A 21,585-nucleotide genomic window follows, 5' to 3' on the forward strand; every position below is an offset into this window, starting at 1 on the left:
AGATTTGTTCGACAAATCGAATTTCAAAAATATCAAAGAGCTAAATGATTCAAGTGAATCGAATTTATTTAATTTTTAACCGACTAGTGACCAAAAAATTTTTAGTGGACACTAGTGATTACAAATTGATTGTGTTGTTTATCCTTTGTTGCCAAAATCTGCTCTTTATCATCATTAGTGATCTGAAAGCTGTGAATTATACGATTTCTTTTATCTACTAAATCGCTAAATATTTGAGCAATTTCAGAACCAGCTTTAGTTGTTATTGTATCATTAATTGCAGCTTTTAATTGGCCAGAAGTTTTATCAATTAAATCATACCAACTATAATTTCTTCCCCCATCTTCTCGTAATATATTCTCTATAATAAATGAATTGTTTGAATTGAACACACAAATTGCACTGCCTAATAATTCTCGATATTCTTTAGTTGGAAGAGATTGTCTTGTATAATTTTCATACATAATACACTTGTATTTAAATAATTAAACAAATAAATAAGCATTGTTTGTAGAACCTACTTATGTCTTGTAAAGGTATGTATAATTCTCAAGGATGACATCAACTACCATCAAAAAGTTATTCATCAGTTATATTTTGGTGAATGATTCCACCATTGAAACACCTGTTTCCTTTGCCGTCGAACAATTAAAAACGAGCGACGTATGCAAAAAGAAACAGTAACATTTGATAAGCTGCCCGAAGCGGTAGGTTATCTGACCGAACAGATCATTGAGTTGAAAAGAATGGTGTCGGCACTTCAACCGCCAGCATCAGACAAACACGTGTTGGTTGAAATTGAGGATGCTTGCCGTATCATCAAAAAAGCCAAGCCTACCATTTATACATTGGTGCGCAAAGGGCTGCTCCCTGCCTATAAGAAAGGCAAGAAGCTCTATTTCTACGAGGACGAACTTCTGGCTTGGATTGAGAACGGGCGTAGAAAGACTTCCGAGCAAACATATGAGGAAATGCTTGCCAATATGCAAGGAGGTGTCCGTCATAAGCCCAAATCATCCGTGAAATTTTAATGGATATAGTAATGGATACATCTTCTATTAATCCGGCATCCATCATTGATGAAGCGGTTGATTTAAGTATGCGACTAGCTGGCACTGATTTTCCGGTCAGCATATTCCCGACAAGAATCCAACGCATCATCAGTGAGGTTCACGAATGCCATAACTACCCGACAGACTACATTGCCGCAGCTATCCTTACGGCAATAGCGGTCGGCATAGGTAACACACATCTTGCCCAAATCAAGCAAGGCTGGGTAGAAAGCCCTATCCTGTATATGGCATTGATCGGAAGACCGGGAGCAAACAAAAGCCATCCGCTTAGCTTTTCCATGAAGCCGTTTCTTGATTATGACTATCAGCAAAATCAAGTCTTTGAAAAGGCTCTTGCCAAGTATGATGAGCTGATGAGTATGAGCCGTAAAGAACGTGCGGATAACGGTGAGGAACAATTTCCACAGGAACCAGTCCGTAAACGTTTCTTGATTTCGGATGTAACACCCGAAGGATTGAGCCTCATTCATGCACAGAACAAACGTGGTTTATGCTTGTGGGCTGATGAGTTATCCGCTTGGTTCAAGAACTTCAACCGTTACAACAACGGTTCGGAAGAACAGTTTTGGTTGTCGGTATTCAGTGCCAAAACCACTATATCCGACCGCAAGAATGCCAAGAGTTCCATCTTCATCAAGCGACCGTACATCTCAGTTATCGGCACTATCCAAAAGAAGATTCTCAGTGAACTGGCTAAGGGCGAACGTTCCAGTAATGGATTCATTGACCGTATCCTGTTTGTAATGCCCAATCTGCAACAGAAGGCACGTTGGAATGACAAGGAGCTGCCGGAGAATATCGAGCAAGAATGGAATGCCATTATTAATAAGCTGATACAACAAGAGTATGCCCTCAATGAGTTTGGAGAGATAGAACCACATATTCTTCTCTTTACAGAGGATGCCAAGAGACGGCTTTACGAGTGGCAGCACCACTTCTCAGAATTGTGCGACCGAGAGACAAACGACACTATTGTGAGTATCTATTGCAAATTGGAGATATACATCATCCGCTTCAGCCTGATTATTCAATTAGCACGATGGACTTGCGGAGAGTGTGATAAAAACTATATCGACCTATTGACGGTGGAACGAGCCATAAAACTGACGGAGTATTTCAAAGAATCCGCATTGAGCGTTCAAAATATCCTCAATGAAAATGCGCTCAACAACCAACAACAAGCGATAGTCAATTTGCTTCCTCCAGCCTTTACAACTGCCCAAGCAATACAGATAGCCGAGCAGAACGGAATGAAGGAGCGGACGTTTCAACGCTTTCTCAATGACAACATCGGAACATTGTTCCGCAAAGAGAAACATGGAGAATATTCAAAGATTAACCCGTGACATTTTTGTCGGTTTTGACACTTTCCAAGCGAAAACGACAATAACGACAAAAGTGACACACCAAAAAAGAAACATACAATGAGTACACATAGATTCATATTAGAACCCTACAAAGGTGTCAGCACTCGACACACTTGCCCGAACTGCCACCGCCAAAGATGTTTTTCCAAGTACATTGATACGGAGAAGCAAATCAAGTTCCCAGAATACGTGGGGCGTTGTGACCATGAGCAGAAATGCGGTTATCACTTCACGCCTCGTGATTACTTTGAGCAGAACCCGTCAGAGAAAGAAAGGTTTGCAGAAGATAGTTTCAGGAGTTATGTACCGATTAAGGAAGCACAACCTCTAGTCACATCCTACATTGATTTGGATATAGTCAACCAATCATTGCGTGGTTATTCTGCAAACAAGTTGTTTCAATTTCTATCAACTCAGTTCGGAGAAACAGAAACATTAAAACTCATGAAGAGATACAAGGTTGGTACTTCTAAGTATTGGGACGGTGCAACTGTATTCTGGCAAACGGATAACAAAAATAAAGTCCGCACGGGTAAAATAATGCTTTACAATCCCGAAACAGGTAATCGGATAAAAGAACCATACAATCATGTTACATGGGTACACTCCGTGCTGCACAAAGGTGATTATAATCTGAAGCAATGTTTCTTCGGTGAACATCTGCTTGCTGAAGACAGAAGCCGCCCTGTTGCACTGGTAGAAAGCGAGAAAACGGCACTCATTGCTTCCTACTATCTGCCACAATTCCTATGGATAGCATCAGGAGGAAAGAACGGTTGCTTCAATGCTAACAACCTATCCGTTCTGGCAGGAAGAAGCGTTGTATTATTCCCCGATTTAGAAGCGACAGACTATTGGCAGAGCAAAATCGGGCTGATGAAAAGCTACGGGATTAAGGTGCGAATGTTCGATTATTTGGAAGCCCATGCCACCGAAAGCGAGCGAAAAGAGGGGTACGACATAGCCGATTATCTGCTCAAAGTGAAGCCTGATGAAGCTATCCTCCAACAGATGATAAGGAAAAATCCTGTCTTGAAAACACAGATAGAAACATTCGATTTGAAGCTCGTTAGCGTACAACAAGGCACTCTACAACCAAAGGTTTCACCACCTAAGAAACGAGGTTTCAGGCTTTGAATACAGGGAGAGAAATCGAGACTTTTTTACTGTAGCAAGTTAATGTCAGTGTATTACATTTCCCGACCACTTGCTCCTCAAAAAGTCTGAGGAGGTAGCTCCCGATGGTCACAAATTATTCACTAAAAAACAATTCAAATGGAAAAGAAATATACAATAACACTTCGTCTGTCATATCAGCAACACGCATGGTTAGGTGCGCTTTGCAGACGAAGCAAGCAGACTCAAAGCGAAGTCATCCGTTCGCTCATCGAGAACGGTTCGGTACGTGAACGAATCACGCAAGAGCATATCCACATCATCCGGCAACTAATTGGTGAAAGTACCAATCTTAACCAGTTGGCAAGACAGGCAAACACCTACGGTTTCTTTGCCGTTGCGGACAGATGCGAGGAAATGGCTCAGTACATTAATCAACTTATAAAACGACTAAAAGATGATAGGTAAACAGACTAAAGGAACGTCATTCGATGGTTGCGTCCGCTATGTACTCAAAGAGGAAAAATCCAAGCTATTGGAAGCAGTCGGAGTAGAAGGTACACCCGAACAGATGGCAGTGCAATTTGAGTTACAAACATTACTCAATGATAAGGTAAAGAATATTGTCGGACACACTTCACTCAACTTCTCACCGGAAGACAGTGCAAGGCTAAAGTCCGATGATGCCTTGATGCTGAACATAGCGCACGACTATATGAAACTGATGGGTATTGAAAATACGCAATACATCATTGCCCGACATATCGACCGTGAGCATCCGCATTGCCACATCGTATTCAACCGAGTGGACAATGACGGCAAGACGATTAGCGACAAGAATGATTTTCGCAGGAATGAGAAAGTCTGCAAAATGCTGACCGCCAAATATCGCTTGCACTTTGCCAATGGTAAAGACCATATTAAAGAGGAACGCTTGCGCCCCTACGATAAGGCAAAGCACGAGATATACAAGGCATTGAAAGAAGAATTGCCCAAAGCTCATAGTTGGGATGATTTGAAAGATACACTTGCCGGCCGAGACATTGATATGAAATTCAAGGTCAGCCGGACTACACGGAAAATACAGGGCGTCAAGTTTGAACACAACGGATTTTCTTTCTCCGGTTCAAAAATAAGTCGAGAGTTCAGCTACTTGAATATCGACAACCGACTGGAAGAGAATGCTTGTGCATCCTTGTTGGAGTCAGCCAAGCAAGAACCCAAACAGCAGAAAGAAGAGGTGCTGCAAAGCGTTTCCCATTCCGATGATAGCTTTGGCTTCAATCTCGGTTTGTTAAACGGAAGCTCATCCTACGATGCCACTGCCGCAGAAGAAGCAGAGTTCAATCGCCTGATGAAAAAGAAAAAGGCTAAGCGCAAGCGAGGCTTTCATTTATAATCCATTTTTATTAACATTTTAAATTCAATTATTTATGGTTCAAAAAGATTTAATTCTTGATTTCAATCTCTATTTGTGTGAGAAATTTGGCTACAGAGAAAGCTGTAGCGTGATGCAAAATGCCAACGGCTTTTGTGTGGACATCCGTGAAAGTGACTTAGACTGCTACATCCGCTTCTGGGAGTATAGCTGTGGAAGAGGAAACTTTCCCGACTGGTCTATCATCATTGTGCGCAGTAACTTCAAGAAGAACCAAGAAGAAAGTTTGAAAGACTTGGCTCGGTTCTTCAAGGAGTACATGCCACGCTACGGTTACAAATACATATGTACCGAAGATGATGACTACAAGTATTATCAGACACTTGGCTTGAAGTGCATTATGGACGGTTTTTGTCCCAATTATGCAATTGCACTGAAAGATTTGAATGTCTGATACATGGTTTAGAGTTAAGGAGGGGATTTTTTCCTCTCCTTTTCTCTTTCCGATGTGCTCGAATGAGCAATTCCTCTATTATGGATGTTGGTAATGAAAGTGTTATTACTCTATTCTCATAATGTGCGCAATAATTGAGAGCGAAGAAATTACTTTATCAAATTCCTTCGCTCTACATATTACATCATTTTCCCAACGACTTAAATACTTTCGCAATACAACGCTTTTTCTGTTCCATATTTGGATGGACATACAAGTCCAATGTAGTTGAAATGTTGGAATGCCCTAACAATACACTAACGGTCTTGTAGTCACAGCCTGCCTCTATACAACGAGTGGCAAAACTATGGCGGAGCCCATGATATTTCAATTTGGGAATACCCAACTTTGCCATTAACTTGCCGTAATAATTACGGTAGGTACGAGGCTCGGTTGGATATTCATCATTAGTCAAGACATAGAAATCTTCATTGACGACCTTCTTTAGTGGTTTTACCATTGTAAGAAGCTCCTTTGTCATAGGAATTTCCCGACATGAGTTTTGTGTCTTGGGGGTGTTGATAACCAGCTCGGTATGTTTCTCCATCCCATCAATAATGTAAATCCGTTCAATTGTACGATTAACGGTAATCGTACCCTCGGAAACATTGATGTCACTCCATCTCAAAGCGCAGACTTCCCCGATGCGAAGTCCTGTACAAAGACTGATGTAGATACCCAATCCGGCAAAGGAGAAATGGTTTTGAATATGATTGAGTATTTTCTTGTGATTGACAACTGACAGTACTTCCAATTCTTTGGTTGTCGAAGAAGACGGATATTTGATGTCCCACTCTTGATAATCCATCCATTCGTTTTTCACACCGAATTTCATAATCATTTTCAGAACAATCAATATGTCCTTCACGGATTTCACACTCAGTCCATTTGCAAGTTTCCGCAAAACAAAGTCTTGCACAGCCTGTTCATGGAGTGTATCGCTTTCTCCAAAGTTTGGAAGAATATGATTCTCCAAGATGAGCACATAAGCAGCCATTGTAGACTGCTTTACATAAGGTTGCTTGTACTCTTTCCATGCAACCGAGATTTCTCTAATTGTTTTTTGTCCCATAATCGTATATTAATATGTTGTACATATAATTAGAGAATAATGAATCCCTGATGTTCCCCCTTTGAGATTCCCGGAGTTTAGTGGGGAGTGGAAAAAATGTACGATTGGGGAATTGGCTATCAAAGTGGGTAGTGGTGTAACGCCAAGAGGAGGCGAATCTGTATATAAAATGGATGGGCATCCTTTTGTTCGTAGTCAGAATGTAGGCTTGGGACATCTTATATTGGATGATATTGCTTTTATTGACGAAGAGACACATCTACGTCAAAAGAGCACAGAGTTAAAATTAGAAGACGTGTTGCTTAATATTACAGGAGCATCTATTGGACGTAGTGCATTAGTGAATGAGCAGGTAGTAGGTGGTAATGTTAATCAGCATGTCTGCATTATTCGTACTAAAGAAAGTCTCATACCTTCATTTCTCTGCAACTTTTTATTGTCCAATTATGGTCAAAGACAAATAGATAGTTTTCAAGCAGGCGGAAATAGACAAGGCTTAAATTTTGAACAAATTAAATCTATTAAAATTGCTATTCCGTCCACCAAAGAACAAACAAAAGTCGCAAAATTACTGCAACTAATAGAAGAGCGTATTGCTACCCAAAACAAAATCATTGAGGATTTGAAAAAACTAAAGTCTGCGATTAGTAAACAGGTATTTGCTCAAGAACCTAATGGATGGAGTAGATTAGACACTTTGTTCTCAAAAGGCAAGGCTGGTGGTACTCCGACTTCCACAAATAAAGAATACTATAATGGAGAAATACCATTCTTGAGTATTAACGATATAACAAAACAAGGTAAGTATGTCCGATACACAGAAAATCATTTGAGCCAAAGTGGATTAGAAAACTCTTCGGCATGGGTAGTTCCAAAGTATAGTTTAATAATGTCAATGTACGCATCAGTTGGCTTGGTAACTATAAATGAAATACCTATTACTACAAGCCAGGCAATGTTTGCAATGCAACTCAAAGACAAAGATTTATTGGATTATCTGTACTACTACTTGTCATACTTTAAGTATCGCCACATCCACAAGTATCTTGAAACTGGAACACAAAGCAATATCAACGCTGATATTGTTCGCGGAATAATGATTCCAACTTATGGACATAGTCGCAATATGGAAATTGCGTCAACACTGCAAGACATTGATGTGAAAATCGACAATGAGTTATCAGTACTTAAACTATTCAATAGGCAAAAGAACTATCTTTTGTCCCAGATGTTTATATGAACATCTGGGTAAGGAGATATTGCTTTTGCATGGTTAACAAGGTTAATCTTCGCAGCTCATTAATGATGCACTCATCGTATGAGTGTAATATTTTTGCGACCCAAAGAATGTTATTGCCATTTGAGGAATACGGTAACACATAGCTTTCTACATCCCCTTTACCAATATTCATTTGGGCTGCACCTTGACCACAAGCTATCATACTATTCTCAAATCTTTGAGAAGATAGAATTTGATATAGGAACTCTTGATTTACATTTTTCGCAAGTTGTAACAAACCAACTCGTTGGTTGAGTAAATAGTCCCCATTCTTACAAAGAGAAACACGCCCAACATTACCCGTAAGAGATATTAAAATATCTCCTTCTTTTAATACTTGGTGGTCTTGTATATCGTTCGGCAAGTTGATTATGCAATTGCAATCTTCATCGTTTATATATCGCTCGCCAGACACATTTGTTATTGTGAGGATTTTCCATTTGCCCAGTGCATTATACTTGCCACTCTGGAATGCGTAACCATTTTTCAATGTCGCAATATTCGACAAGCATATAGTAGTTTCTAACAAATCTTTGCGTGCGAACAAATGTTTACTAATCGCAGACCTACAACACAAACAATCCTTAATTAAGGGACTAAACAATATACTGCTATATGGTACTGGAGGAAAATCTGTTTGTCTCGGAGATATTTTGTTGGAACGGTCGGAACGGTCACGAACGAATAATCAACATGAGGTACTGAGTTCCACAGTTAAGGGCATATTCTCTCAACGAGAATATTTTTCAAAGGACATCGCAAGTGAAAACAATGTGGGCTATAAAATCATTCGGCTTCATGATGTTGTTTTAAGTCCTCAAAATTTATGGATGGGGAATATCAATTACAATGATAGATTTGAAATTGGGATAGTTTCTCCTTCTTACAAAGTATTTTCAATAGCAGATGGTTACGACAATCAGTTTGTGGCTGCAATGTTAAAGACTCATCGTGCCTTATACAGCTATATGATGGTATCAGAGCAAGGTGCAAGTATCGTTAGACGCAATTTAAATATGGAGGCCTTCTCGCAACTTGTATTCAAAATACCTTCTCTTGATAAACAAAGAGAAATAGGCTGTGCAATATCATTATTGAAGTCTCAATTAAAAACAGCGAATAAGCTTATTAGAGCTTATACATCACAAAAGCAGTATTTGCTCCGTCAAATGTTTATATAAACATCTGGCGGAGTAAGTATTGCTTCAACTTATTATAAGAACCATTCAATGCAATTTGGCTTGATAATTTTCTTTCTAAAGATTGCATTAATTTTGCTATATGGCATTGATTGCTCTTGTTGGGGATTGGTAACCTTAAATCACTGAGAGTCGATAGCACTATATAAGGAGTGTTGCTTGAACTCTTTTCTATTGCAATTCTTTTGGGCAGCAATACTTTCAATGCCCATTTAATGTACTGGATATTTTCGGAGAATATATCTAATACATAAGTCCTTTGATAAGCATTAAACTTTCCGTTATAATAATTGATATATCCTAAATTAGCGCCATTCCCAGAGATTAGCAAAGCTTCTGTATCAAAAGCGAAGCTATCAATTTTGAATGGTTGTTCTGCACAAGTAAAAAATGGATAAATTCCATTATCTACCTGTTCATTTGCATCAAGTTTTCCTGTTGTAATTTGACAAATATCACCAAGTTTTACATATGTGTTTCCACTTGTTGATTCTTTAATGCAATGCTGTGCAATTCCCTTAATTAAGGACTCGTATTTCTCAATGATTTTGTTTTGGGTGGCAATACGCTCATCTATTAGTCGTAACAGTGTAGCTATTTTAGTTTGCTCCGCTTTGGATGGAATACCAACATAACACTCGGAAAAATTCTTTGTGCTGATGGAATAGATTTTTGTTCCCTGTGCTATTCGTCTAATCTGATTATGAAATGCGGATGACGAAAAAGCATATCCTTTGAAGCCGACAACAGTTTTATTTTTATTGTCTCGCCCATGAATTGTGTGTAAACCACAAACAATATCCTTATTATCAAGATTAAACAACTCAATGACTTTAGCAACCTCATTCGTATCTTCCGAAGCATCAGCAAAGGCTACATCACCCTCTTTACACAATTCAAAGTTTTTAGGCATATTACCTTCTTTGACATTGGGTAGTTTATCTCTTCTCAAATCCACCATAGTAGGAAGCCCAACATGAATGAGTCCATAATGTAAGTTCATCATGGCTTTCTCCCCATATTCAAGTTGTTCCCAACTCAGAGAATTGGTTGAATAGAAATCCAATAGCTCAGACACTTTACATATTTCCCACTCTCCACTAAATTTAGGGAATCTCAAATGGGGAACATTAAGGACTTTTTTATCTTTATTATCTATTGCCATAGTTGTCATTATTTTGTAGGATTCAAGTCAAATGGAAGCAATGGAGTTTCACCATTACCCTCATTAAAACGGTCAAAATCCGATATGTATGATTTATCTTGAATCAGTTTATATTTTTCGTATTCGCTATAAGCCTTATCTCTAGCTTCCTCCTGTGTCACTTTTCCGGCTGTATCGCACGGCTCGTAATCCATCGTTGCAAGATATTGTTGAAGGAACTTTTTCCAATCATCCATAGTTGAAACGATATGACGTGCAGCACGTGATTCCGCCATATCAAGAAAGGCAGTTGTGATAAGATTCAACTGGGACAATTCAGAATCTGACAAGTAATTTTTGGCGATGATGGTATCAGACTTTTGCACTCTTCCATCAGGAGCTCTCTTCCATGTGGTAAGCCCCATATAAGGTTGCTCAGAATCAGCTCGTTGATAGATAATTTCCGCTGCCGTATGATGGGTAACGGCAAGGTGCATCATATTCTGTACCATCTTGAAGAACAACTTTGTATCTTCTGATTTCGGGTCGTAGTCCGCACTGCATTCTGCATAAATGTCAGTTATCTTTTGGTAATATCTGCGCTCTGAGGTGCGTATCTCACGAATACGCTCAAGCAAATCGTCAAAATAGTCTTTTCCAAAATGTTTACCCTGTTTCAGCCTCTCATCATCAAGGGCATATCCTTTAATGATAAACTCTTTCAGCACTGAAGTAGCCCAAATGCGGAATTGAGTAGCTTGATAGCTATTTACCCTATATCCCACTGCAACAATAGCATCAAGATTGTAAAATAGTGGCATACGTTCCACTTCCCGGTCTCCTTCTGTTTGAACTATCCCAATTTTTCGGATAGTTGCCTCTTTGGAAAGTTCTCCTGTTTCGTAAATTTGCCCGAGATGATAATTAATGGTTCTGACATCAACCCCAAACAAGTCCGCCATTCTTTTTTGTGACATCCAAAATGTTTCGCTGTTGAAAATGACTTCTACCCGTACCTCTCCTTGTGCTGTTTTATACAACAATATATTAGAACTTAGAGAATTATGCATGAGTTCAGCCATTGAGACAGATTGCGAGAAAAAGTCTCGCGCCTGTTGAACGAGCACCTTTTTATTATCAGCATTTTCCGCAATAATCATACATGCCATACGGGAAAGACGGAATATATTTACTTTGCGGAATGAGCCGTTTCCTATCTTAACCATATCAACCGCTTGGTTGAAATGCTCGTCCACATTCATTCCTTTTTCTCCAGCCACCTTAATGGCTTTGTCTATGACTCGTTGGAATTTCCAGTAAGCAGAATAGCCCATTGCACCACAAAGGTCACGGGAACTCCAGTATTCATTCCCGTTTTCATCCTTGCGGCATATATTCTCAAATGAAGGAGTCATCTGAGGTATGTTGTCATTTTCACCCATTGCTATTACTTTTCTGAACTATTCTACCAGTCCCAATTCTTTCAGGTACACTTCAATCTCTTTGTCGAGTTCAGCACGTTTGGCTTCCAACTCCTTTATCTCTGCCATTACAGCTTTTATGTCGATAGGTTCTTCCTCTTCAAAGGTATCAACGTAACGTGGAATATTCAGATTGTAATCATTCTCGGCTATTTCTTGAAGAGAGGCAAGGTGACTGTACTTTTCTATTTCCTTGCGGTCACGATAAGTCTCGACAATCTTTTGGATATGTTGCTCACGAAGTTTGTTCTGGGTCTTTACCTTTTCAAACTCCTTGCTTGCATCAATAAACAGAATATTGTCATCTTCCTTACGACATTTCTTGAAAACAAGAATACAAGTCGGAATACTTGTACCATAGAAAATATTCGCAGGTAATCCTATAATGGCATCCACATAGTTTTTCTTTTCTATAAGGAAACGACGGATAACTCCCTCCGCATTTCCTCGAAATAGTACACCATGCGGAGCAACACAAGCCATTGTACCACCCTCGTTCAAGTGATAAATCATGTGCAGAATAAATGCATAATCGGCAGTCTTACGTGGTGCAAGCCGTCCTGCTTTGCTGAAACGATCATCAGTATTGAATTTGTCGGCAGCACTCCATTCGGCTGAGAACGGAGGATTTGCAACCACTGCATCAAACTGAGTATCACCAAAAGCATCCCATTCAAGTGTATCACCATTTTCAATCTTGAAGTTGCTGAATCTGATGCCATGAAGCAACATATTCATTCGGGCAAGGTTATAAGTTGTAGGATTCTTTTCCTGTCCATAAATATCAACTGCATTTCCAATATTAGCAGCACGAAGAAGCAACGAACCACTACCGCAAGTAGGGTCATATACATTGCGTAAACGCTGGTGTCCGATGGAAACAATTTCTGCTAAGATACGGCTGACTTCCTGCGGAGTATAGAACTCTCCAGCCTTTTTTCCGGCTCCTGCGGCAAATTGCGAAATCATATATTCGTAAGCATCACCCAAAATATCAATCTCCTGTGATGCCTCTACTCCGAAGTCTATATCATCTAATGCAAGAAGCACGTTACTAACGAGCGTGTTTTTATCGTCGGCAGTCTTGCCCAATTTAGGTGATGCCAAGTCTATATCTGAAAACAATCCGCCAAAATCTTCTTCACTATCCTGTCCTAAAGTACTGTCTTCAATACGCTTCAATGAACGTTCAAGCATAGGCAAGATATTTTCTTTACGCTTGATAGCCTCTATTACGGACGAAAACAAGAATTTCGGTTCTATGAAATAGCCGATATTCTCCAAGCATTGGTTCTTTGCTTCCTCTTGAAGTTCCACCGCATCGGCATCATCCATTTCCCACAATTCCTTAAAGGTTATTTCATCATCCACCAAGGCATTGTTGGCATACTTCTCTATTTTTTCCGACAAGTACTTATAGAAGATGAAACCTAATGTAAAATACATAAAGTCACTTGCCGACATATTGCCACGCAAACGATTTGCAACCTCCCAAAGTTGGTCACGGAGTTTCTGCTGTAATTCTTCGCTCATAATATCTTATTCCCAATTAAACGTTTTTATAATACTACGCAATCTTTCCATTATTCTCGTCAAAGCCTTTCGGGTTTTGATAAGACCGAGATGCTTCTCTTTCAATGCCTTTTGTATAATTTCAGGCTGTTCTTTTTGTAAATAGTCATACTCTTTTATGTAAAGATTAAGCACTTCGGCAGAAATTTGTTCATCATCCGCCAAATCACTCACAGCCTTATTGCGTTCTGACACAATATATTGGTTCAAACGTTCCTCTAATTCATTTGTTCCATCTGCTCTATTGCGCCCATTCATGAAGTTTTCCTTGTCTTCATCTACATTCTTTTGAATAAAGCCGTCGATGAGTTTTGCTTTGCCTCGCATTCCAGCATCCTTAATCATTGTATCAAGGATATGCTTGCGCTTTTCTGAATAATCATCGCTATATGGGTCAAGTTCCGCAATGAGTTCAAGAATATACGCTACATTGATAATATCACTATGCAGAAGTTCAAGACAGAAATCAATGTCTTCCAGCCCTTGACTATTGCCATATGGAACAGGATCTTCCGCAACAGTTGACGGTGTAGCAGGTGGGTCAATAAAACCAACCGTAATGTCGAGGTATTTACTCTTATAATCATTAAACTGCTGTTCGGTCATACCGAGGTCTTCAGCATCCTCGCTGTAATCTTCGTATATCTGGATTTCTGCATGTTTACGGATAATGTCTCTGAACGCAAGTACAAAATTCTTCTTGTCATTTTCACTTTGCAGAAGGTCTATACTACTTGGCGTTGGATATTTTTGCAGAAAATCTGTTGCCAAACTCTTGTACTCATGCTTAACTTTTTCAAACGGAGGACGTACTATATCTTCAGGATTGTCGGAATTGCTAAACAGTTTTATAGACGTATCAACATTGTTTTTCAGATCACGGAAGCATACGATTTTACCGAATCGTTTCTTCTCGTTCAACACTCGGTTGGTACGACTGAATGCTTGCAGCAAACCGTGATATTCCATATTCTTATCCACATAAAGTGTGTTCAGTTTTTTACTGTCAAAACCAGTAAGGAACATTCCCACGACAAGACAAAGGTCAAGCGGTTTCATATCCGCTTTCTTCTTTTTCATGCGCAGGTTGATGTCATCATAGTAAGCACGAAAGTTCTCTGTTGTAAAAGATGTGCCGTAGTTTTCATTATAATCATCCATAATGGATTGTAGTTCATCTGCTTCGCCCACACTTTCGCTGACATATTTTCCCGTACCCATACCAGTCTGTTCATCATCTTGACTATTATTGGCTGCGTATGTAAATACTGCACCTATACGGATTTTAGGATTCAATGATTTGAAAATCTTGTAATAGCGGATAAGCATAGGAACAGACTGTACAGCAAACAATGCGTCAAACTCTCCATCAAATGTAGATTTATTGAAGTTGTTAAGGATAAATCTTGCAATCTCCTCCATACGAGCTTGGTTATCGTTATCTACAATCTCGTTACCATGATAATACTCCACTAGGAAACCAAGCACATTTTCATCAGCAATAGCATCTTTGATGAGATATTTATGAAGACAATTGCCGAAAATTTCTTTTGTCGTATGTCCATCCACTGCATTTTCAGTAAAGATAGGTGTTCCCGTAAAGCCAAAAATCTGAGCATTATCAAAGAACTTCATAATCTTTTTATGACTGTCCCCGAAATGACTACGATGACACTCATCAAAAATCATTACGATGCGTGAATGACGGATAGCATCAATCTTGCTGCTATACCACGTCTTACTAACTGCCGCATTAAGTTTTTGAATGGTGGTTATGATAATTTTGGAATTGCTTTGAAGTCGCTTCACGAGTTCATCCGTATTGTCGGTACTATCCACTGCACCCGGTTCAAATGCCTCGTATTCCGATTGCGTCTGAGTATCGAGGTCATGACGGTCAACAACAAACATCACCTTATCCACATCATCCAATTCTGATACAAGTTGTGCTGCCTTGAATGAGGTCAATGTTTTTCCAGCACCTGTTGTATGCCAGATATAACCATTATCATTGGAGTTTTGTACACGATCCAAAATCTTTTCTACCGCATAGAATTGGTAAGGACGAAGTACCATCAAGCACTTGTCACCCTCATGCAGCACAATATACTTTCCTATGATTTTGCCAAGTGTACATTTTTCCAAGAAGAATATGGCAAACTTATCCAATTCATTGAACGGATGATTGGCGGCATCTGTCCAGTTGAATGTGAACTTATACCCACTATTTGGATTATTGGCAAAATAGCGAGTGTTAACACCATTGGATATAACAAACAACTGAATATAATCAAACAATCCGTGAAACGAAGTCTTGTGATAACGCTGTATTTGGTTGTATGCCTGTTTAAGTTCCACGCCACGACGTTTCAATTCAATCTGCACAAGTGGCAAACCATTGATTAGAATCGTCACATCATAACGGCATTTTTTACGTCCTTCCACCGTGATTTGGTTGGAAACCTGAAATTCATTCTGACACCACTGCTGCCTATTTAGAAATTCCACCCATATACGCTGTCCATCAGCCGTATCAAGCGGATATAAGTCACGGAGTTTCTTTGCCTTTTCAAAGCGAGTACCACCTTCAAGGTATATGAGAATCTTCTCAAACTCTTCTGTCGTAAACTCGCTGCGCCCATGTTCCTCCAGCCGTTTGCGGTTATGAATCTCCAACTGCCGTTTAAAATTGGCATACATATTATCCTCTTCCACAATTTGGACATATTCATAGTCCATTTGCTGAAGAGTGGCTATCAGTCCGGCTTCCAATGCCGCTTCACTTTGTGTTGACATATCCTTGCCTTTTTATGAGTAGTTACTACTTATTTATCTTACTATTTAATATTCTGACATTCAGTGTATTTTCAACCTCATATAGATTAAATACATCTAAGACCACCAAAATCGCTTTAAGTTCTATTGTAGTCTTTCCTTTTTATCAGTTATCAAATCCTTCAAATCAACCTGTAGAATCTCGGCAATCCGCTGAAGCGTTTCCAAATTAGGTTGAATCCTATTGCAAGCATAAGCATTGACCATGCTAAAACTCTTATCTAACTGTTTGGCTAACCACGTTTGAGAAATGCCTTTTTCTAAAAGGACTGCCTTTATTCTATTCAGTTTCATTCTTTGATACGATTTTGTCATGCAAATATAGTGAATTATATTCAATAATCAGAATTGCCTTGCCAATATCGAAACATCTTTTACTTATAGCATTTCTCTAATAAATTCATATAAGAAAGTAGCACTTGCAAAACAACAAGTTTTATGATGTCCGTCAGCTTTCTTTATATCGGCAAAGTCAGATACAGCTTTAATCCAAAGAGCTTTTTTGCCAAGAGTATGAGCTGTTGCATAAAGAGCAAATCCCTCCATATCAAGTGCTTGTAATTTTCGCTCGTCCTCTTGTAAGTCTTTTACGACAGACGAAGAAGCAACAACAAAAGGACCACAGACTGTTTTGGCTATACAAGCAGACACATTTGATTTTTCATCTTTTAGATTAGCATCATGAATGGAGTCATTTATATCTCTTAAATGTACAGGATCTGATATAAACTCAGCCACCAATGCAATCAAACTATGATTTGCAGGTATCTGATTCATTTCTTTCAAGAATTTAATATCGCCAGACACCTGTTCTTTAAGTTTACCCGAAGCATAATCATGTATTGCATCAGCTATAATAATATCATCTAATGCGATATCACCATTATCTATCCCCGCAGTAATACCTGTCATAAAAATTGTACCTACTCCAAAATGATTATACATGGTAGAGGATAGAATTGAAGTTGCACAAATACCTGGTTTATTTGCACATGCTGCTATAATACTATAATCTTTTAAATGGCTACTTGTAATATTGGTCGTCTTAAATACATATGGAAGTCCTTCAACTTGTATAGTTTCCCATTCACACCCAACAAATGCCTTTTGCATCATTATAAATTCCTCATTCAATGCACAAATAATTCCCAAATCATAAATACTATCATTTTTGATAGATGCTTCTAGATCTTTCTTCATTTGTCCTAACTGGCAGACTTTATCTTTGAGTTGAATCTTCCATTCGTTGTTCTTACGTGAATAAAACAACAAATACCACAATTTATCCTTAAATTCCTTCTGTTGTTCAGAAAATTCTTCCTCATATTCTGTCAAGCCAATTATTTGGATTGGCTTCTTTATACTTTGATTAATGTATATTTCCTCCAACAACTCTACGCCACCACGTCTATTCATCTCAATTTCTAAACCCTCCCGATGTTCAGGAAGCACCATGTCAAGAATGAGCATATCATATGCCTTTGTCTGAAGCAATTCTCTACCATCAACCAAACAACTTGCCTCATCAATCACTATTTCACCCTGAGGAAATAAAGGTTGGATAACAGACTTAAGTGAGTTTCTCTTATCTTGACTATCGTCTAATATTAAAATTTGGATCATGCTATAATTTCTTTTATTTGTTTTTTTAATTGATTCTTCCAATCGTTTTTTTGCGAAGAATAGTACACATAAGACTTGTAATTTTGAGGATAGTCTTTCTTAAGATCAATATCAAAAGCCTCCAACTGTTTACGACCAAATACGTTATACATTGTAACAACAATAACAGGGGTCATAATTTGTCGAAGAAACATTCCTTCAAGAATATATTGACCAGCAGAAGGCTCAGGTAATCCACCACTTGCATCTGTAGACAAATCATAGGTTGACATAGACATATCCAACAATATCAGCGAGTAATCACTCCCGTGTTCAAATATTTCTTCTTGCGCAGAATTATACGATGTACATTGTATAACTTTATAATTAGAAAACTCTTGCTTAAGAAAAGCAAGTATATTACTTGCTTTCTCTTCATAATCTTCAACTAATAATATTTTTTTCATCAACTAGCATGTCTTTTATATTAAACAATACATTAACAACACACTTACCTTCAATAGCTTTAATTGTAAAAGTATTATTCGTGTTACCAAAGTCATATTTTACAATAGTCATAGCCTTCACCAAGCCACTGCCACCTTCCTGCTGTAATTTTGCAATATCATTCATTTTCTTTTCAAAAAGATGATTCAATTCATTTTCTTGAATATTACTTTGAAGATCATTTATCAGTGATATTTTTATTATATCATCATTCAGCATTTGAGAATTGATTTGAAAAATTCTCTGATTTGTTTCCTTGCTGTATTTTAACATATTTGTTAGGAAAATAAAAAATAAATCAAACATAGAAGAACTATATTCAGAACGTATTTGAGCAGGCAGAGACACCATTTTTACATTCATTTCAAATTGAACATCTGAGTAATACCTTGCAGCTTGTTCCATAGTCATGCGAATATGATTCTCAATATCAAAATCTTCAAACTTCGTTTCCTGTCTATGAAACCAGTTTTCTACCTTTGTTAACTTATTGGTCAAAGCTGCTCTTGCATTATTAATTGCCGTTTTTAAATCTGCAGTCAAAGTGTTATGACCAGAAAGAGAATCAATGCAAAGTTCTAATGTTTGCAAATATCTAAATATATCTGGCTTTAATTGATCCGTAATTCTCTCTCTAATAATTTCCAATCGTTTTTCTGTTATTTCCCAAAGATAAGTCATCACACTCTTACAAAATGATTCCCGATCTTGAGTCTTAGATTCAATATCCATCAAGCGATCACATAATTCTTTCGTGTTTACAGCATAATTAAATTCTCCCTGCCTTCCATCGTCTTCATCTACACGAATTTGAATAACAGAATCCTTAAACGTAGATATAAGAAAATCAATATTTTGAGAAAATTTCATTTGTGCTTGATACAAGTTTTTACGCATTTCCGAATCTAAAGAATACTCAACGGACCAATAATCTGAAGGCATATATTGTTGGCCCGACTGATTTAATATAAGATTCAATCGTTCAAAATCGGATCTTAATTCCCCTTCAAATACCCCATGCCGAATTCGTGTACTTAAATATGTTCCTAAACCAAATCTACTTTTCAAGAATGCATATCTAATTACATTAAAAATTTGAAGGGCAACTTCTTCAATCGCATTGTTAGAATAAGTAGCAATATCGTCAATTAAGTCTGCTGCATTGTTATGCGAAAAATCACTACCATTAACTAGTACAAAAACTCTATTACTGCGAGCCAAGGCTGCCTGTTTTTTAAATCTGTCATACAAGTCGTCAATCTTACATAGTTCATATTTCATTATCGCATCTTCATTTACAAAAATCTTACTATCATCTAGTTTTTTCATTCCTCTGTATGCAACTATTTCATGCATTAATTCCGTACACATATTGGAATATAGATCATTTGGGAGAAATTCACTTTTCAGATAGCTGACAATCTTTATTTTTTCATCAAGCACATCTAATGTACTTTTTAGCTTATAGTGATGATACAATAAATCATCTGTGACAAGTAAATATAAAAACAACTCTACTTTCCTATGATCTCTCTTTTTGAGTTTATCCAATAAATCTGACGGATATGTTGCATTTTCATATTTACAATAACTTTCTAATACAAACTGTTTTTGAGGATAGTTCTCTGCATTTAATAAAATAAATATTAGGAAATCAATATCATTTTTTAAACCCTCATATCTTGAATTCTTAATATCCATCATAAATTGTCTTGTATCTACTTTTGACACAAAAGCTTTATTCTCAATATACTTCTCTACATAAAAACGGATAGCTTTTTGTCGATATGCTACCCCCATATTTATGTACGACATAAATGTATATTCAACTGCAGTTTGTACAGTAGGTATATATTCAGTGTTTTTTTCAATTATGGAGTTCCATAACACTATTGCCTTTTCATATTCTTTGTTTTCAAAAGTAATTTTCGCATTATCTACTTCACGTATATAGGCAACAACTTTTGATTCCTCTGTAGTTAATTTCTCTACTCTTCTTTTTTGATATGGAATAACAACTGATCCTTCACCATGTTTTAGCCCCCAATCCAAATAAATCAGCTTTTCTGCATTATCCTCAAAAGTAGTAGTAAAAAGCGGATCAAAACAACTCATAGTTGATAAATGGAGCCACGGATCCTTATCCCACTTTTTCTCTTCTTTTATGTAATAATCTAATCCACATGCAAAACTTAAACCGTACAAGTTTTTGCAACGTTGATACAATAAATCAAGACTCACGGCATTGTCTTGTTCGGTCATAACAGAATAAATCAAACTTGCAATTTCATTCAAAACAGAATCAGCATTATTGGCTATTTGCTTAAAACCATTATTTTTGAACAACAAAGCTCTACAATATAACTTTAGGACATCAAAATGATATGGTTTGTTAGAAATAAATTCTTTACATTCAGAAATCACATCATCATATTCTCCTGTATAATATTTATCAAGTATGGATATAAAATCTTTATCGTAATATTCTTTAGGCAAATTTTCACACTTACTAAGTAAAATATACGGCATCCAACGGCGATCTGAGGTTATGTCATAGAGCATTGTAGCAAAATCACTTACAATACCATCATTGTTTACATTTTTTATTTTATAAGATCGCAGAATATAATCCATCAATATATACCTATCTATCACAGAATTCAAACTTTCCATCATTAATGCGACAGAAAGATCGTCTATGTTATAATTTTGATAATAGTTCAGACGAAATAAATAGTAATTATAGCGATCGTTTTGGAATTCAGTTCTATTTTTCTTATACCGTGAATACAGCTCTGTATCATACTCGTAAGAAGGAACGGAACGTTGACTCCTTGAAAATATATTTGATAATATTATTGGAACAATTCCACGCTTTAAATCTTTATGGATCGTATTAAAATTGCTAATAATTCCAATGGCTTTTGACAGATCATTCTGAAGCCCAGCTATAGTTAGTCGCATCTCATAATACCAAACAGTATATCCTATACTCCTTAAAGATTCTTCTAATAATGATTCCGCTTTCGAATACTCTCCCAAAAGAATGTATTTTTCAATCTTGTCACGTAAAGAAACGAATTGTTTTAAAATGTTTTTATGTTTCTTCAAACACTGTAACACCCAGTTGATTTCAACCTCTACTGATTGAGGTTTATAGAAATAACGATTCCAACCTGTACCAAGTTCTTCTATCCGTTTGGGCACTGTATTTCCCCATATAACACTATTTAAAATAGGGTGTGATTTAAAGAGACTACCCAATGTCAAATTAATCAAAGTATTGTTTCCTGTATACTTCAATGTAAATGCAATCTCTGACCATTTTTTCTTATCACCTTTCATTGAAAGGAAAGCTTCTGTTAGTTGATAATCTTTCCAAGATGACTTAACCTTTGGAGGTAATACTTGAGGAATAAATTGCTTATTTATCATATTACATGTGTAATAATTTACTGTTTAAGTTT

General features: G+C 37.4%; 19 protein-coding genes. 8 read left to right on the top strand and 11 right to left on the bottom strand.

What is annotated here, in order from left to right:
* Positions 1 to 101: 101 nt before the first annotated feature.
* Entirely contained in the window at positions 102 to 464 is a 363-nt protein-coding gene (locus N5O98_RS22440) for a selenium binding protein (RefSeq protein ID WP_229127991.1), read from the bottom strand.
* A 201-nt stretch (positions 465 to 665) separates the two neighbouring features.
* Here N5O98_RS22440 and N5O98_RS22445 point away from each other — a divergent pair, with 201 nt between their 5' ends.
* From N5O98_RS22445 to N5O98_RS22470, 6 genes are all read left to right on the top strand, one after another.
* Positions 666 to 1,031, top strand: a complete 366-nt coding sequence (locus N5O98_RS22445; protein ID WP_018668628.1) for a helix-turn-helix domain-containing protein — start codon at positions 666 to 668, stop codon at positions 1,029 to 1,031.
* 11 nt (positions 1,032 to 1,042) lie between these two features.
* Complete coding sequence (locus tag N5O98_RS22450; RefSeq protein ID WP_117959084.1) at positions 1,043 to 2,419, top strand: DUF3987 domain-containing protein; 1,377 nt, start codon at positions 1,043 to 1,045, stop codon at positions 2,417 to 2,419.
* Between the two features lie 78 nt (positions 2,420 to 2,497).
* Positions 2,498 to 3,577, top strand: a complete 1,080-nt coding sequence (locus tag N5O98_RS22455; protein ID WP_117959065.1) for a DUF6371 domain-containing protein — start codon at positions 2,498 to 2,500, stop codon at positions 3,575 to 3,577.
* A gap of 138 nt (positions 3,578 to 3,715) precedes the next feature.
* Complete coding sequence (locus tag N5O98_RS22460; RefSeq protein WP_018668625.1) at positions 3,716 to 4,024, top strand: MobC family plasmid mobilization relaxosome protein; 309 nt, start codon at positions 3,716 to 3,718, stop codon at positions 4,022 to 4,024.
* Entirely contained in the window at positions 4,014 to 4,955 is a 942-nt protein-coding gene (locus tag N5O98_RS22465) for a relaxase/mobilization nuclease domain-containing protein (RefSeq protein ID WP_117959066.1), read from the top strand. Before N5O98_RS22460 ends, N5O98_RS22465 begins: the two co-directional genes overlap by 11 nt.
* A gap of 34 nt (positions 4,956 to 4,989) precedes the next feature.
* Positions 4,990 to 5,388 carry a hypothetical protein gene (locus N5O98_RS22470; RefSeq protein WP_025068995.1) on the top strand — a complete coding sequence of 133 codons (399 nt, stop codon included), beginning with the start codon at positions 4,990 to 4,992 and terminating at the stop codon, positions 5,386 to 5,388.
* Positions 5,389 to 5,572: 184 nt separating this feature from the next.
* On the opposite strand, the gene N5O98_RS22475 is transcribed toward N5O98_RS22470, so the two are convergent.
* A complete protein-coding gene (locus N5O98_RS22475; protein WP_117959067.1) occupies positions 5,573 to 6,499 on the bottom strand; it encodes a tyrosine-type recombinase/integrase in 927 nt (308 codons plus the stop codon).
* 61 nt (positions 6,500 to 6,560) lie between these two features.
* On the opposite strand from N5O98_RS22475, the gene N5O98_RS22480 reads away from it, so the two are divergent.
* Positions 6,561 to 7,739: a restriction endonuclease subunit S gene (locus N5O98_RS22480; RefSeq protein WP_269496032.1), complete on the top strand. Its 1,179-nt coding sequence runs from the start codon at positions 6,561 to 6,563 to the stop codon at positions 7,737 to 7,739.
* Here the strand turns inward: N5O98_RS22480 and N5O98_RS22485 are convergent.
* Positions 7,732 to 8,307 carry a restriction endonuclease subunit S gene (locus N5O98_RS22485; protein WP_229127993.1) on the bottom strand — a complete coding sequence of 192 codons (576 nt, stop codon included), beginning with the start codon at positions 8,305 to 8,307 and terminating at the stop codon, positions 7,732 to 7,734. The two genes, N5O98_RS22480 and N5O98_RS22485, sit on opposite strands and share 8 nt — an antisense overlap.
* Positions 8,308 to 8,551: 244 nt before the next feature.
* Here N5O98_RS22485 and N5O98_RS22490 point away from each other — a divergent pair, with 244 nt between their 5' ends.
* Complete coding sequence (locus N5O98_RS22490) at positions 8,552 to 8,959, top strand: restriction endonuclease subunit S (RefSeq protein ID WP_229127994.1); 408 nt, start codon at positions 8,552 to 8,554, stop codon at positions 8,957 to 8,959.
* Here N5O98_RS22490 and N5O98_RS22495 read toward each other — a convergent pair.
* The 8 genes from N5O98_RS22495 to N5O98_RS22530 all read right to left on the bottom strand — a co-directional run bounded on the left by N5O98_RS22495 (position 8,952) and on the right by N5O98_RS22530 (position 21,553).
* On the bottom strand, positions 8,952 to 10,151 hold the full coding sequence (locus N5O98_RS22495) for a restriction endonuclease subunit S (protein ID WP_442864754.1): 1,200 nt from the start codon (positions 10,149 to 10,151) through the stop codon (positions 8,952 to 8,954). The genes N5O98_RS22490 and N5O98_RS22495 overlap by 8 nt on opposite strands.
* Positions 10,151 to 11,563 (bottom strand): RhuM family protein, encoded by a 1,413-nt coding sequence (gene rhuM / locus N5O98_RS22500; protein ID WP_018666075.1) that lies wholly within the window; start codon positions 11,561 to 11,563, stop codon positions 10,151 to 10,153. The genes N5O98_RS22495 and rhuM overlap by 1 nt, the downstream gene beginning before the upstream one ends.
* Positions 11,564 to 11,581: 18 nt before the next feature.
* Positions 11,582 to 13,135 carry a type I restriction-modification system subunit M gene (locus N5O98_RS22505; RefSeq protein ID WP_018666074.1) on the bottom strand — a complete coding sequence of 518 codons (1,554 nt, stop codon included), beginning with the start codon at positions 13,133 to 13,135 and terminating at the stop codon, positions 11,582 to 11,584.
* A gap of 6 nt (positions 13,136 to 13,141) precedes the next feature.
* Positions 13,142 to 15,970: a type I restriction endonuclease subunit R gene (locus N5O98_RS22510; protein WP_018666073.1), complete on the bottom strand. Its 2,829-nt coding sequence runs from the start codon at positions 15,968 to 15,970 to the stop codon at positions 13,142 to 13,144.
* Positions 15,971 to 16,093: 123 nt separating this feature from the next.
* On the bottom strand, positions 16,094 to 16,303 hold the full coding sequence (locus N5O98_RS22515) for a helix-turn-helix domain-containing protein (protein WP_025068811.1): 210 nt from the start codon (positions 16,301 to 16,303) through the stop codon (positions 16,094 to 16,096).
* A gap of 84 nt (positions 16,304 to 16,387) precedes the next feature.
* Entirely contained in the window at positions 16,388 to 17,674 is a 1,287-nt protein-coding gene (locus N5O98_RS22520; protein ID WP_229127995.1) for a phosphorylase family protein, read from the bottom strand.
* A complete protein-coding gene (locus N5O98_RS22525) occupies positions 17,629 to 18,078 on the bottom strand; it encodes a response regulator transcription factor (protein ID WP_018666070.1) in 450 nt (149 codons plus the stop codon). The genes N5O98_RS22520 and N5O98_RS22525 overlap by 46 nt, the downstream gene beginning before the upstream one ends.
* Positions 18,056 to 21,553: a hypothetical protein gene (locus N5O98_RS22530; RefSeq protein ID WP_018666069.1), complete on the bottom strand. Its 3,498-nt coding sequence runs from the start codon at positions 21,551 to 21,553 to the stop codon at positions 18,056 to 18,058. Before N5O98_RS22530 ends, N5O98_RS22525 begins: the two co-directional genes overlap by 23 nt.
* Positions 21,554 to 21,585: the final 32 nt, after the last annotated feature.

The sequence above is a fragment of the Bacteroides sp. LFL-34 genome (genome assembly GCF_027257075.1).
GTDB lineage: Bacteria > Bacteroidota > Bacteroidia > Bacteroidales > Bacteroidaceae > Bacteroides > Bacteroides ovatus.

Excerpts from the sequence above, each read along its gene's own strand:
- N5O98_RS22440 (WP_229127991.1), bottom strand. The coding sequence starts at position 464 with ATGTATGAAAATTATACAAGACAATCTCTTCCAACTAAAGAATATCGA.
- N5O98_RS22445 (WP_018668628.1), top strand. The coding sequence starts at position 666 with ATGCAAAAAGAAACAGTAACATTTGATAAGCTGCCCGAAGCGGTAGGT.
- N5O98_RS22450 (WP_117959084.1), top strand. The coding sequence starts at position 1,043 with ATGGATACATCTTCTATTAATCCGGCATCCATCATTGATGAAGCGGTT.
- N5O98_RS22455 (WP_117959065.1), top strand. The coding sequence starts at position 2,498 with ATGAGTACACATAGATTCATATTAGAACCCTACAAAGGTGTCAGCACT.
- N5O98_RS22460 (WP_018668625.1), top strand. The coding sequence starts at position 3,716 with ATGGAAAAGAAATATACAATAACACTTCGTCTGTCATATCAGCAACAC.
- N5O98_RS22465 (WP_117959066.1), top strand. The coding sequence starts at position 4,014 with ATGATAGGTAAACAGACTAAAGGAACGTCATTCGATGGTTGCGTCCGC.
- N5O98_RS22470 (WP_025068995.1), top strand. The coding sequence starts at position 4,990 with ATGGTTCAAAAAGATTTAATTCTTGATTTCAATCTCTATTTGTGTGAG.
- N5O98_RS22475 (WP_117959067.1), bottom strand. The coding sequence starts at position 6,499 with ATGGGACAAAAAACAATTAGAGAAATCTCGGTTGCATGGAAAGAGTAC.
- N5O98_RS22495 (WP_442864754.1), bottom strand. The coding sequence starts at position 10,151 with ATGACAACTATGGCAATAGATAATAAAGATAAAAAAGTCCTTAATGTT.
- rhuM (WP_018666075.1), bottom strand. The coding sequence starts at position 11,563 with ATGGGTGAAAATGACAACATACCTCAGATGACTCCTTCATTTGAGAAT.
- N5O98_RS22505 (WP_018666074.1), bottom strand. The coding sequence starts at position 13,135 with ATGAGCGAAGAATTACAGCAGAAACTCCGTGACCAACTTTGGGAGGTT.
- N5O98_RS22510 (WP_018666073.1), bottom strand. The coding sequence starts at position 15,970 with ATGTCAACACAAAGTGAAGCGGCATTGGAAGCCGGACTGATAGCCACT.
- N5O98_RS22515 (WP_025068811.1), bottom strand. The coding sequence starts at position 16,303 with ATGAAACTGAATAGAATAAAGGCAGTCCTTTTAGAAAAAGGCATTTCT.
- N5O98_RS22525 (WP_018666070.1), bottom strand. The coding sequence starts at position 18,078 with ATGAAAAAAATATTATTAGTTGAAGATTATGAAGAGAAAGCAAGTAAT.
- N5O98_RS22530 (WP_018666069.1), bottom strand. The coding sequence starts at position 21,553 with ATGATAAATAAGCAATTTATTCCTCAAGTATTACCTCCAAAGGTTAAG.